Source organism: uncultured Bradyrhizobium sp. (genome assembly GCF_947648125.1).
In the GTDB taxonomy this organism is placed as follows: Bacteria; Pseudomonadota; Alphaproteobacteria; order Rhizobiales; family Xanthobacteraceae; genus Bradyrhizobium.
Genome location: NZ_CANSMR010000002.1, coordinates 132,530 through 144,665, shown reverse-complemented (window position 1 = coordinate 144,665; position 12,136 = coordinate 132,530). Strand labels below are relative to the sequence as shown.

Genomic DNA, 12,136 nt, shown 5'->3' with positions numbered 1-12,136 from the left:
CCCAGGCGCTGACCAGATCAACGAGCCGGCGGGTTGTAGCGATCCAGGATCACGGTTCTTGGGCCACTCTGCGACGGTCGCGAGATGGCGTCGTCGAATTTGTGATAGCGGTCGAACTGCTGCTGCTCATCGCGCAGATGTGGCACTTCGGCGGACGAGTAAGCTCTATTTGCACCGTTCCAGTGATCAAATCCCGACACGACGCAACCCCGTCTTGATTCAGATGCAGGTTGGTTAGCATCGTTGTAAGGGTATCTCTGTATCGCCGTGGCAACACCACCAGCAATCCGCCCGACATGAGCACACGGATTGTTTCTGCGGCTCTCTGTGCGTGAACAGCGTTCTGGCACGGGTAACCACGCTTCGGCCGAAATTGTCTTGCCTGACGCAACAACGCCGCCTGGACGGAATATGGATCGTCCAGACGGCGTCGCCGAATACTGGGCCCTGAAATCCCCAGTGCCCATGGGTCGTCCGCGCGGGAAATAGGTTCAACGCCGCTGCGCCTTGCCGCTGTCGCAACGGGGGCAGACCGTGCCCTGATCTCGAGCGGATGTGGCTTGCCGATGGTGCGCGCGGACTGGCAGGTTGGCTCGGCCTGACAAGACCAATCCGCGAGGAGGCACCATGGCGCGCAAACTGATCGATATCTCCGTTCCCCTGCAGAACGACGTTCCGGCCGATCCGCCGGGCAATCACCCGACCATTCAGTATATCGACCATCAGCAAGGGCTGCCGCGCATGCTGCAGTTCTTTGATGGGCTGAAGGCAGCGGATCTGCCTGACGGGCAGGGCTGGGCCGTCGAGCAGGTCTCGCTCTCCACACACAACGGCACGCATCTCGATGCGCCCTGGCATTTCCATCCGACCATGAACCGCGGCGAACGCTCCTGGACCATCGACGAGGTGCCGCTGGAATGGTGCTTTCAGCCTGGCGTGAAGCTCGACTTCCGCCATCTGCCAGACGGCTACGTCGCGACCGCTGGCGATGTCGAAGCCGAGCTGAAGCGGATCGGCCACACGCTGTCGCCGCTCGAGATCGTCGTCGTCAACACCAGTGCCGGCGCGAAATACGGCCAGGCCGACTACGTCAATTCGGGGTGCGGCATGGGCTATGAGGCGACGATGTATCTGCTCGAGCGCGGCGTGCGGCTGACCGGCATCGACGGCTGGAGCTGGGATGCGCCGTTCGTCTTCACCGCGAAGAGATATGCTGAGACCAGGGACGCCAGCCTGATCTGGGAAGGCCACAAGGCCGGACGCCACATCGGCTACTGCCACATCGAGAAGCTGCACAATCTCGAGCAGCTGCCGTCGACCGGGTTCATGGTGTCGTGCTTCCCGGTGAAGATCGAGCGCGCGTCGGCGGGGTGGACGAGGGCGGTCGCGATCCTCGATGGCTAGAGCGTTTTCGAGCGAAGTGGACACCGGTTCGCGTGAAGGAAACGCGCCAAACCGAAAATGCTCTGGCCGCTCTGGAGTTTTTGGCCGGTTTCGGGAACCGGTGGACAGGCCGATCATTCCGGTTGGTTGTTGCGGTATGGCTACAGCCTGAGGCGGTCGAATCTGCTCTGATACACGTCGTAGATGCATTGGGTGATCGGGCTGGCGGCTCGTCCTCGCGTCCCGATTTCTGAAGCGTTCTCTCCCGTGACTGGAGCCCCGGCGTCTTCCGGGGCTCTTTCTTGCGCGCGGCAGGTCAGCCTTGCCCCAAAAGAAAATCAGGTGCGCCGGGATCGACGCACCTGATTGATGTCTTCGATATCGCTTGTGTCGGCCGGGTGGTTGTTACCACCGGCAAACGCGAACACCACGCGGGGTCCACCAGCAACGGGGGCCGACATAACCGCCGTAGTAGCCATAGCCGCGGCCATAACCATATCCGCGACCATAACCCCATCCGCGGCCGCGACCCCAGCCGCCGCGATACCCATAGCCACGTCCGCGCCATTGCGCCTGCGCAGACGACGTGGTGGCGCCGACCAGGATGGCGGAGGTGCTTGCGACATAGACGAACAACAAAGCGACTGCTGCGAGGCAACGAGTCAGGATATTGTAGCGTTTAGTCATTCCGAAGATCTCCAGTCACTTCCAAACATCTGAACTGATGCTGGCTGTCTCGCTTGGACGCGCGACACCGGCATCCGGTTCGAGCATGCTAAGACAATATTTTCACTAAGGTTCTTGCGAGCTTTAACGACTCTATTGAGACCAACAGGTAAGGTCAAGTTACGTTCCCGCCCGCAAAGGATGATGTGGTTGCTACACTCATCTTGTCGTTCATCCGCCGTTCATTCTGTTCATCTTGCATTGCGCCGATTTGATTTGTGCATCGCAGAAGCAGAGATTTGCGAGCCGCGGAAAATGCCGTCGAGAACTTGAAGTCGACACGATCATGTTCTCTGAGCATTTCAGAATCCTCCCCGAAGAGTGCCCATGCCGAAACAACACACCTACGTCCTTGGTCTCAACGTCTACGACCATGACGTGAGCGCCTGCCTGCTGCGTGACGGTGCGATCGCCTATGCGATCTCCAAGGAGCGCATCACCCGCGAGAAGCACGCCTCCGGCTTCTACAAGGAAGTCATCGACTACTGCCTGTCCGCCGAGGGCATCACGCTCGACGACGTCGATCTCGTGGTGCGCAACAGCTACATCCTGCCGGTGCCCGAGATGGAGGAGCGGATGCTCCACCAGGACATGCCGGGCTTCCTGCCGATCGCCGAACGCAATGAGGCGATCAAGCATCCGCTGTTTCGCGCGAAGTCCGACAAGGTGGTGTCGATCTCGCATCACCTCGCGCACGCCTATAGTGCATTCGCGGTGTCGCCGTTCCGGGACGGCGTCGTGATGATCGTCGACGGCGTCGGCAACTATCAGGCCGACGCGATGGAAACCTATCCGCAGGATGGAGCGTCGCCGCTCGCCCGCGAGTCCGAGAGTTACTACAGGTTCGACGACGCCAGGCTCGAATGCCTGAAGAAGGTCTTTATGGAGCCGGCGCGCGGTCTGTTGTCGGACGAGTTCTACAACATGCCGGGACTCGGCGCGCTGTACAGTAGGGTCTCGACCTATGTGTTCGGCGACTGGAACAAGTGCGGCGAGCTGATGGGGCTGGCGCCCTATGGCCGCCACGAGCAGGTCGGCCATCTGCTCGAGATGAAGGACGGCAGGCTGAACGTGCCGTTCTGGGGCGCCGACAACCAGCAGCCCTTCGTGCTCGACAGTGGCAGCTGGGACAAGAGCCCGACGATGCGGCACTGGGAGGACATCGCCTGGCGGGTGCAGGACGACACCGAGAACGTGCTGCTGGCGCGGGCGCGCTGGCTGCGCGAGACCACCGGTGCGAAGAACCTCTGCATCGCCGGCGGCGTCGCGCTGAACTGCGTGGCGAACGGGCGCATCGCGCGTGAGGCCGGCTTTGAGAATGTCTGGATCCAGCCCGCGGCCGGCGACGACGGCATCGCCATCGGCTGCGCCTATTACGGCTGGCTCGAGATCCTCAAGCAGCGCCGCTCGTTCGTGATGGACCATGCCTATGTCGGCCGGCGCTACAGCGACGCCGAGGTCGCGGCCGCGCTGCAAAGCTTCCTGGTGCGCATCCAGGTCGACGCGAAGCGCAGCGACAACATCTGCCGCGACACCGCAAAACTGCTCGCCGACCAGCGCGTGATCGGCTGGTTTCAGGGGCCCTCTGAATTCGGTCCGCGCGCGCTCGGCAACCGCAGCCTGATCGCCGATCCGCGCAAGGCCGAGATGAAGGACATCCTCAACAGCCGCGTCAAGCACCGCCAGGCATTCCGGCCGTTCGCGCCGATCGTGCTGGCCGAGCGCATGAAGGAGGTCTTCGAGGGCGAGGAGGACTCGCCCTACATGCTGATCGCAAAGCCGGTACGCCCCGAATGGCGCGACAAGATCCCGGCGATCGTGCATGTCGACGGCTCGGCGCGGGTGCAGAGCGTGCGGGAAGAGACCAACCCGGTGCTCTATCGCCTGCTGAAGGAGTTCGAAGCGCTGACCGGTGTGCCGGTGCTGATCAACACCTCGTTCAACGTCAAGGGCGAGCCGATCATCGAGACGCCGCAGGATGCGGTGAGCTGCTTCCTCACCACCGGCATCGACAACCTCGTGCTGCACGACACGCTGGTGTCGAAGACTAAAATGCACAAGGTCGTCACGCCTGTCATGACGACGTTCGGCGACGTCGCCACTATCGTCTCCTCGACCACGCAGGACGGCAGCCGCGGCGGCTGATCAAAGTGATCCAGGCAAGCCTGTTGCAGCGGATCGAGGACTATTCGGCAGGGGGCGGTTCCTTGCCGCGCCCCAGCCCGAACTGGCCGACAGGCCCCTCGACATGAATGTCGAGCCCGGTCATCTTCGCGAACAGATCGATATTGGCGGTGCCGATCGCACAGCCGCCGAGGCCTAAATCCGTCGCCACCAGGTACAGCGTCTGGGTCAGGACGCCGACATCCTTCAGGATGAGCGCATAAGCGATGGCGCTGTACTTCCAGGAGATCCGGCCAAATCGCGCGGCGATCGTGATCAGGATCTGCGGTGGAGACGGCGCGTCCATGGCAAATTCCGCGCTTTGCAACATAGCCTCGAAGTGTTGTGGGCGGACGTCGATGGCTGCCAACACATGCGCATCGGCGTCGTAGTGATAGAAACCTGGCGTCAGGCCGTCGCAATTCGCGACGGCCAGATAGAGCTCAAGCTCGTAGGCGCTGCCCGCTGCCGGATACGGCCTGCTGGTGTATTCGATATCGGGACCATCGTCGGCAAACTCCAGCTGCCCGCTCCATTTCGCCCGGACCCGCGCGACTCTGTTCAGGAACGTCGAAAGTTCAGCCAAATTGATAGGCTTCCGATCGTCGAAATCGCGCGTCGAATGCCGGTCATGCAGCAGTTGTTCCAGCGACGAGGTGATGCGGTCGGATTCCGGCAGCTTGATGCTCTTGCCGGGCCAGGCAGGTCGGATCGCGGGGAGCGGCGCAATCAGGCCGCTGTGCGGATAGAGGCCACCCAGCGGACTAGCCTGTCGGCCTTCCGTGCTGCGGGCATGGAACAGCAAGTCGTGAAAATCCCAGAGCACGAGGCCGTCATCGCCTTCCGCCTTTCGCAGCGTATCGCGGTTTGCCGCGTCGATCTCGATCAGGATTTGGCAGTCCAGCAGCAGCGCAAGCAATCCAGGGCCCGGATAGCCGTCCAGACGTCGGATGCGGCTGATCCTCTGAGGACTGGCAAGGATGGTCAGTAGAGCCGCAATCCGCGCATCATGGATCCTCAACAGTGCGCCGGCCCGCGGCGATTCCAGAATCATCTCGGTGCCGCGCCGCCGAAGATAGGCGAAGCGTGACAGCACGACTGTTGCCGCATCGTCGAGCTTTGGCGTTCGCGGCCAGTAATCAGGGGTCTGCGGCTCGATCGTGACGAGATCATTGGCGTCGCCCGGACGCGCCAGGCGATATTCCAGCAGGCCGCGGTGTGCCAATTGCCTGATCAGGCGCTCGACCTCTCGCTCGACCGCATCGCCTTCAGAGCGCGGAAGCGGCAGGCCCACCCGCAGTTCGAGGGCGCGTTCCGCTGCGGCTGCGCCGAACGTTCCCAGTGGCTCCGAATAGCCTTCGACATGAGCCGCTATGCTCCCGTCAGGTCGCGCTTCGAGCGCGACGAGCGGGTTGAGCCGAACGAAGACAGCCGGCGGCGTGGTGCGTGGTGATTTCTTTTTCTCGCTCATTTTCCTGGGCGCGCGCACGCCGGTATCACCTCAAGTGTGCGGGAGAAACGGCGTCAACTCGCTTTCCAGCGATGGCCGATCGCGCAATCCGAGCTTGACGGGCACATCATAGAGCCGCCCGGGCGCCAAGCGGCGATAGAAATGGCGCATCCCGGGAACGATGACCCGGACCACCGGAACCTCGACGTCCGGTCGCGTCTGGTCGAGAACCAGGAAGTCGAGACCCGCGCGGGCCGCGATATCAACGCAGGCATCCACCTGTGCACGGGTGTTGTCGAGCGGCACGTCTGTCGCGGCGGCCGGCAGGATGACGGGATTGGCACTTGGAATCAGGAACGGATATTCGTCGAGCCGCAACGGATTGACGCCATCGAGGCTCGGCTTCTCGCCGCTGCCACCACCCATCAGACCGATGGAGAGGAACTGATTCAACTCGGTCAACGACCGCAGCAACGCGATGCGCGGATCGAAGTGAGCGCCCGAGCCGAACTCGATATTTTCCTGACCGTTCTGCATCCAGTGCACGATCGCGACATAGGTCGGGACGGCGAGATCGCTGGTGATATCGAGCACCCAGAGCCGCCGGCCCGTTTCCTCGAGTTGGGTCTTCAGATCGCGGACGTAGGAATCGTCGAACTGGTTCAGATCGACCGCGGCGCGTTGCGACCGGTTGTACCACCAGATCGCATAGGCGTCGCGCTCCATCAATTCGAGGAAGCCCTGCACGATGGCTTCCTCGCGGGTATTGCCGGCAGCGCAGCCGTTGGAATCAGCGGCGAAGGCGGCCGGACCCTGATAGAAGAAGTACAGCAGGCTGGTCGGAATCTGCCTGAACCGCTTGTCGCGCAACGACCAGACGGGTGACCATTCGATTTTCGCGGACGGATCAAGCGGCTCGGGGGCGGGCTGGGTGTGGTGTGAGTCGTGGGGATCCGGCACGGCGCTGCCGCGGTACTGCGCGTCGCTGAAGAGCAGGATGTCGTTGGGACGGATTGCGTCGCCGGGGGGGAAGTCGGCGAAGCGCTTTCGGGCCCGGATCTCATCACCCTGGAAAATCCCCGAATATCGCTCGATTGCTTCCATCAGCGCGCTGGCTTCGCCTTGCTCGGCCGTGCTGCCCTTGCCGAAACTGCCGCCGCTCAGCCCGGCGCGGAGCTGATCCACGTTCTGCGCCGGCGCGGAGAAGTTATGTTGGGCATAGAAATTGGTGTTCATCGGCAGATCGACTTCGATCCGCTCCAGCCGCGTCACCACACCGGTGAGGGGGCTGACGTGCTTCTTGTACCGCGCCACCGTGGTGCGGGACGAAACGGTGCGATAGCCGCCGCTGGTCATGACCAGCTTGGCGCCGGGTCCCAATTCGACCGGCTGTGGTGACCGCCGCGGGTTTTGCAGTTTCTTGCTGCCGCAGGTTGGGCATTGCGGGCGGGCTGCCACGTAGTGCTTAGCAATGGTCGAGCCCAGCAAGTCGAGACTGACGATGTGATTGCGCAGATCGGTGCGGAAGCCGCTTGCGATCGCCTTGGCGACTTCAACCGCCGCAAAATGGATGGCGCTCTGTCCAACGGTGTGCTGTGCGAGCGGAGACACCGCGATCGCCCGCGCTCCGCCGCGATCGAGGAAGCCCTTGACCTCGCGGTTGCGGATCATCCGGTCGTACAGGCAGGTCCAGCACGCGGTCTCGCCCGGGCTGAACATGGGGCCGACCAGGGGAAATACCCCGGAGGGCTGCACCAGCAACCAGGCTGATCCGTCGGACACGCGCTGCAGGTTGCGTTCGGCGAGCCGCCGATCGAGATAGTCGTTCACCAACGTAACCGTAAGGTCGGGCGATGTCTTGACGACGCGGACACCCAGCTCCTGCAGTGCCTTGCTCAATTCGGCCGCGCCCTTGACGTCGATCGTCTCAAGTCGAATGCGGCAGTTGTGAAGGTTTTGTTCGGCTATCGCGTTGGGAAGGCCCAGGCTCGCCCAAAGCCCCGCCGCGGCGGTGCCGGGACCAGGCGATTTCGCGATCACATAGCGGCGGTCGAGCAGTCGCTTGATGGCTTCATTGATCTTGTCGGATGGAAACTTTCGCCCGAGCTTGTCCGTGAGCTTGGCGAGGCTGCATCCATTTGCACCGATTGCCGACGCCAGCGTGCAATAGAGCTCGCCATGGAGAAAGAACTTTCGATCTTCGGAATAGAGGCAGACAACATCCGGAGGCAGCACGTAGGCCGTGAAATTCGGTGCGAACTGCAGAACGTCGTTGTTGGCGCGCTGGGTGGATTTGCCTGGCAAAGAATCGTTCCTGTGCAGCTTGTGGGTCGATCATTGAAGCGGGCGAGGCGCCGGCCCCGACACCTCCGCGCCATCGCCCGCAGCGAGCCGCGCAACGATACGGAGACAATACAAATTTGGCCGGGTCGACGTGTGTCGGACCCGGCCATGACGATCGATGTGTGTCAACGCGATGCTGTTTCGACTAGCAGATGCGGCAGGCGCCCCACGACAGACAGCAGCCGCCACCGCAACCAGCGCAGCCACCGCAGCGACAGGCGCGGCAGCCACCGCAGCGGCAGCCACGGCAGCCACGGCAACCTCGGCAGCCGCCGCATCCGCGCCACGCCACCTGGACGCCGGCTCCGATGTCTTCCTTGTCGAACAGGTGGAACGTCGCCAAGCTGACGTCGGCGATTTCTTCTTCGCCGAGTGTGATGGCTTGCGTCGGTCCGTACTTCTGAGTCTGCGGCGCGTCTGCTGCCGGAACGGCGGATGCGGATGCACCCCCTACCAGCGAGAAAGTCAATCCGGCTGCACCCAAAGCGGGCACAGCGGCCTTGGTCATACGCTTGCTGGTCACACGCTTGGTCTTGGGGGCTTGCTTCGGCATGCTCGCATCCTCCATTCTAGACGTGTTGTCGAATTCAACTCTCGCGCAGTTGTACAAATTGTCGCAGCTGCATGCAAGACGCGCTGCGCGCACAGTCTCGCGAGGCGCTAGCGTGCATCAAGTGCTGTCGTTCATCTTCGTTCCTAGGTTCATCTTGATGAACGCGATTATTGGCCGACCCTGTCGCTCAGCCGTGATCACTGACGATGTGGGAATTTGCATGCTGCACTGCGGTTGTCCCGACGCCGAAGCGAGGGATCGGCATGGCTGATGATGGTGCGAGCTTCGCTTGGTATGAGCTGCTGACCACGGACGTGGGAGGCGCGAGTGCCTTTTACGGCAGCGTCCTCGGCTGGGTGACGAAGGATGCGTCTACACCCGGGATTTCTTACAAATTGTTCATGTCGGGTGAGCTTACCCGAAGCGGTCTGATGGAGTTGCCGGAAGAGGGCATACGCCAGGGCGCGACCCCGCGATGGATTGGCTATGTCGGTGTTGACGACATGGATCTTGCCGTTCGCCGAATGCGAGAACGTGGTGGTGCCGTCTACGTGCCGCCGACCGGCACCAATATCGGCCGTATCTCGATCGTCGCCGATCCGCAGCGGGCGACGTTCGGATTGCTGAGCGGATCAAGGATCGCTCGACCCGCGGTTGAAGGCCTCGATGCCCCTGGGCGGGTCGGCTGGCATGAACTGCTGGCTGCCGATTGGCGGAAGGCCTTTGGTTTCTACAGCGAGGTTTTCGGCTGGCGACAGGTCGACAGCGACGTCGCCGGCGCCGAGTCCTACCAACTGTTCTCTGCCGGTGGGCAGATCATCGGTGGAATCTTCAACAAGCGTCCGCTCGAACCGATCGCGTTCTGGCTTTACTATTTCAACGTCGACGACGTCGACGCAGCCATCGTGCGAGTCAGGGCCGGTGGCGGACGGGTCTATGAGGGGCCGCTGGAGCTGCCGAACGGCAGTTGGATCGTTCGCTGCCTTGACCCGCAGGGCGCCACGTTTGCCCTGGAGGGAGCGCGCAGCTCCGATAGCATCGCGAAGGCGCCGGCGGCCGAGTATCGCTGGACCACCACCTGGGATGGGTTCACTTCGCAGGGCAGGTGGCGAAGCGGCCAGCCGGGTGGCAAAGGGCGGCGGCCGGGCAAATGATGCGCTTTGTCACGTTGCCTTTGCCGGTGCCGCGGGTTTCGGTGCCGGCGGCTTGATCGGCTTGTCCTGCCGCTTCGACCACGAGATGTAATAGGCCACGATCGTCATGATCGCGATGCCGGAGATGCTGACGAAGATCTGCGCGAACAGCGAGCCCGAGCTCATCGAGAGCTCGAAATGTCCGACAAAGGACAGAAACACGCCGACGCAGAACACCGCGAGCGACTGCTGGCCGCAGACGATCAGGGGATCGAACACCTTCCACTCCAGCGCCGACCAGTCCTTCGGGACGAAGCGGATCACCAGCACCGTGATCACAACGAAGTGCAGGAAGCGATAGGGCGCGAGGTTGGTCTTGTCGTTCGGGTTGAAGGCCGAATAGAGCCAGTCCGGGAACATCGCGCCGAAGTCCGGGAAGCGGCCGGCCATCGTCATGATCAGGGCGAAGATCAGATAGGCGACGCAGAACCACAGCGTGTAGCGCGAATTGATGATGTGCATGTTCGCGCGCGCGCCGCCCATCGCGCACCACGAGCCGAACACGAACAGCACCTGCCAGGCGAACGGATTGAAGTACCAGGTCCCGGCCGGGTAAGCGGGCAGGTTCCAGCCCATGTGCCGCGACACCAGCCACAGCGCGAGCGAGGCCAGCATGGTCCAGTTCGGCTGCCGCAGCATGAACCACAGCACCGGCGGAAACAGCCCCATCAGCACGATGTAGAGCGGCAGCACGTCGAGATTGACCGGCTTGAACTTCAGGAACAGGCCCTGGCGCAGCGTCTCGGTGGCGTTGTCGACAAGGCCGGCGACGTTGAACTCGTTGATGATCTCGGAATCGCCGAAGCGTAGCGCCAGGTAGCTGATCGAGGCGATGTAGATCACGAACAGGATGATGTGGGCGACATAGAGCTGCCAGACCCGCTTGGTCAGCCTCGTGGCGCCGACGATGAAGCCGCGCTCCAGCATCATGCGCGCATAGACGAAGGATGCGGTGTAGCCGGAGATGAAGACGAACAGGTCCGCGGCATCGCTGAAGCCGTAATTCCGCGTCGTGATCCAGTTCACGATGTTGTCGGGGATGTGATCGAGATAGATCGCCCAGTTCGCGATCCCGCGGAACAGGTCGAGCCGGAGGTCACGTCCTTTTTCGGGCAGGTGAGCGTGGATTTCCATGGGGCGCCGCTTCCTCGAGATGATGCTGTCGAGAAGGCCGCGCCGCAGGTCCAAGGGACTCCAAACGGAAGCCTCCCGGGGCCAGATTGTCACAGCGCGGTAGAATGACTATACCGGTCCGGCGAAGGCTCCCTCCGAGATCGAGGAATCACCGATCAGATGGTTGAACGGTGTCTCTATACTATCCCGGCGGCTTCCTTCAAATCGCTTCCATACCGCACATCCCACGAGGCCGACCATCCATGACCGCACGCATTTTTAAGCCCGCCAAAAACGCGATGCAATCGGGACGTGCCAAGACCAAAGCGTGGCAGCTGGATTACGAGCCGGAACAGCCGCGCACCGTGGAGCCGTTGATGGGCTGGACCTCGTCCACCGACATGAAGCAGCAGCTCACGCTGCACTTCGAGACCAAGGAGGAGGCGGTCGCCTATTGCGAGCGCAAAGGCATCGCCTACCAGGTGATCGAGCCGAAGGATTCGGCGCATCGCCAGATCGCCTATGCCGACAATTTCGCGTTCCGCCGCTGGGAGCCGTGGACCCATTGAGGGCGTACCGCTTCAAAACGAGTTCAATTCCGTCATGGCCGGGCTTGTCCCGGCCATCCACGTCTTTGCTGCCTGAATGAAGAAAAGACGTGGATGCCCGGCACGAGGCCGGGCATGACGAGTCTGGCGGAAGGGGCTCCGGGTCAGCTCGCAGGGCTCGGCGCGGCGAGGGCGCCCGGGATCGGCAGCGGGGCGTCCTTGGAGACGCCGAGCACCGGAAAACTTCGAATTTTACGCACGTTGGGCAGGCCGGCGAATTGCAGCAGCTGCTGACGCATGTCGTCGACGCTGGGCGCGACGCATCTCAGCATGAAATCGGCATCGCCCGAGATCCGCCAGCATTGCAGGAAGCGCGGCACGGTCGCCACCGCGGCCTCGAACGCCTCGATCGCAACCAGGTTCTGGCTGTCGAGCTGGATCAGGACGAAGGTCGTCACCTCATAGCCCAATAGCCGCTCGTCGAGCGTGGCGCGGATCGCCTGCACCACGCCGCGGCTGCGCAAGGCGCGGACCCGGCGCAGGCAGGGCGGGGCGGTGATGCCGACGCGCTCGGCGAGCTCGTTGATCCTGATCCGGCCGTCCCGCTGCAGTTCGGACAGGATCCGCAGGTCGATGTCATCGAGTTGTGGGCGCTCTGTCACAG

At 62.6% G+C, this 12,136-nt stretch carries 10 protein-coding genes; 4 read left to right on the top strand and 6 right to left on the bottom strand.

Going from position 1 to position 12,136, the window contains the following annotated elements; genetic code table 11:
• Positions 1 to 627: 627 nt before the first annotated feature.
• Positions 628 to 1,404 (top strand): cyclase family protein, encoded by a 777-nt coding sequence (locus tag Q0030_RS04235; protein ID WP_298363386.1) that lies wholly within the window; start codon positions 628 to 630, stop codon positions 1,402 to 1,404.
• Between the two features lie 384 nt (positions 1,405 to 1,788).
• On the opposite strand, the gene Q0030_RS04230 is transcribed toward Q0030_RS04235, so the two are convergent.
• The gene (locus tag Q0030_RS04230) at positions 1,789 to 2,070 is read right to left on the bottom strand and encodes a hypothetical protein (RefSeq protein ID WP_212317329.1); all 282 of its coding nucleotides are present in this window, start codon (positions 2,068 to 2,070) and stop codon (positions 1,789 to 1,791) included.
• Between the two features lie 366 nt (positions 2,071 to 2,436).
• Between Q0030_RS04230 and Q0030_RS04225 the strand changes: the two genes are divergently transcribed.
• Entirely contained in the window at positions 2,437 to 4,254 is a 1,818-nt protein-coding gene (locus Q0030_RS04225; protein ID WP_298363384.1) for a carbamoyltransferase C-terminal domain-containing protein, read from the top strand.
• Positions 4,255 to 4,294: 40 nt separating this feature from the next.
• On the opposite strand, the gene Q0030_RS04220 is transcribed toward Q0030_RS04225, so the two are convergent.
• From Q0030_RS04220 to Q0030_RS04210, 3 genes are all read right to left on the bottom strand, one after another.
• Positions 4,295 to 5,743: a SagB family peptide dehydrogenase gene (locus Q0030_RS04220; RefSeq protein WP_298363382.1), complete on the bottom strand. Its 1,449-nt coding sequence runs from the start codon at positions 5,741 to 5,743 to the stop codon at positions 4,295 to 4,297.
• 30 nt (positions 5,744 to 5,773) lie between these two features.
• Positions 5,774 to 8,026 (bottom strand): TOMM precursor leader peptide-binding protein, encoded by a 2,253-nt coding sequence (locus Q0030_RS04215; protein ID WP_298363381.1) that lies wholly within the window; start codon positions 8,024 to 8,026, stop codon positions 5,774 to 5,776.
• Between the two features lie 184 nt (positions 8,027 to 8,210).
• Positions 8,211 to 8,618, bottom strand: coding sequence for a hypothetical protein (locus Q0030_RS04210; RefSeq protein WP_298363380.1), 408 nt, complete (start codon positions 8,616 to 8,618; stop codon positions 8,211 to 8,213).
• A 263-nt stretch (positions 8,619 to 8,881) separates the two neighbouring features.
• Here Q0030_RS04210 and Q0030_RS04205 point away from each other — a divergent pair, with 263 nt between their 5' ends.
• Positions 8,882 to 9,772 (top strand): VOC family protein, encoded by an 891-nt coding sequence (locus Q0030_RS04205; RefSeq protein ID WP_298363379.1) that lies wholly within the window; start codon positions 8,882 to 8,884, stop codon positions 9,770 to 9,772.
• A 9-nt stretch (positions 9,773 to 9,781) separates the two neighbouring features.
• On the opposite strand, the gene Q0030_RS04200 is transcribed toward Q0030_RS04205, so the two are convergent.
• Positions 9,782 to 10,945, bottom strand: a complete 1,164-nt coding sequence (locus tag Q0030_RS04200) for an OpgC domain-containing protein (RefSeq protein WP_298363377.1) — start codon at positions 10,943 to 10,945, stop codon at positions 9,782 to 9,784.
• A 242-nt stretch (positions 10,946 to 11,187) separates the two neighbouring features.
• On the opposite strand from Q0030_RS04200, the gene Q0030_RS04195 reads away from it, so the two are divergent.
• On the top strand, positions 11,188 to 11,493 hold the full coding sequence (locus tag Q0030_RS04195) for an ETC complex I subunit (protein ID WP_225711971.1): 306 nt from the start codon (positions 11,188 to 11,190) through the stop codon (positions 11,491 to 11,493).
• Between the two features lie 143 nt (positions 11,494 to 11,636).
• Here Q0030_RS04195 and Q0030_RS04190 read toward each other — a convergent pair whose 3' ends face one another.
• A complete protein-coding gene (locus Q0030_RS04190; protein WP_298364561.1) occupies positions 11,637 to 12,134 on the bottom strand; it encodes an Lrp/AsnC family transcriptional regulator in 498 nt (165 codons plus the stop codon).
• Positions 12,135 to 12,136 lie beyond the last annotated feature (2 nt).

Bases quoted from the DNA above. Each gene is read 5' to 3' on its own strand.
- Q0030_RS04230 (WP_212317329.1), bottom strand. From the start codon at position 2,070: ATGACTAAACGCTACAATATCCTGACTCGTTGCCTCGCAGCAGTCGCT.
- Q0030_RS04200 (WP_298363377.1), bottom strand. From the start codon at position 10,945: ATGGAAATCCACGCTCACCTGCCCGAAAAAGGACGTGACCTCCGGCTC.
- Q0030_RS04225 (WP_298363384.1), top strand. From the start codon at position 2,437: ATGCCGAAACAACACACCTACGTCCTTGGTCTCAACGTCTACGACCAT.
- Q0030_RS04220 (WP_298363382.1), bottom strand. From the start codon at position 5,743: ATGAGCGAGAAAAAGAAATCACCACGCACCACGCCGCCGGCTGTCTTC.
- Q0030_RS04195 (WP_225711971.1), top strand. From the start codon at position 11,188: ATGACCGCACGCATTTTTAAGCCCGCCAAAAACGCGATGCAATCGGGA.
- Q0030_RS04210 (WP_298363380.1), bottom strand. From the start codon at position 8,618: ATGCCGAAGCAAGCCCCCAAGACCAAGCGTGTGACCAGCAAGCGTATG.
- Q0030_RS04235 (WP_298363386.1), top strand. From the start codon at position 628: ATGGCGCGCAAACTGATCGATATCTCCGTTCCCCTGCAGAACGACGTT.
- Q0030_RS04205 (WP_298363379.1), top strand. From the start codon at position 8,882: ATGGCTGATGATGGTGCGAGCTTCGCTTGGTATGAGCTGCTGACCACG.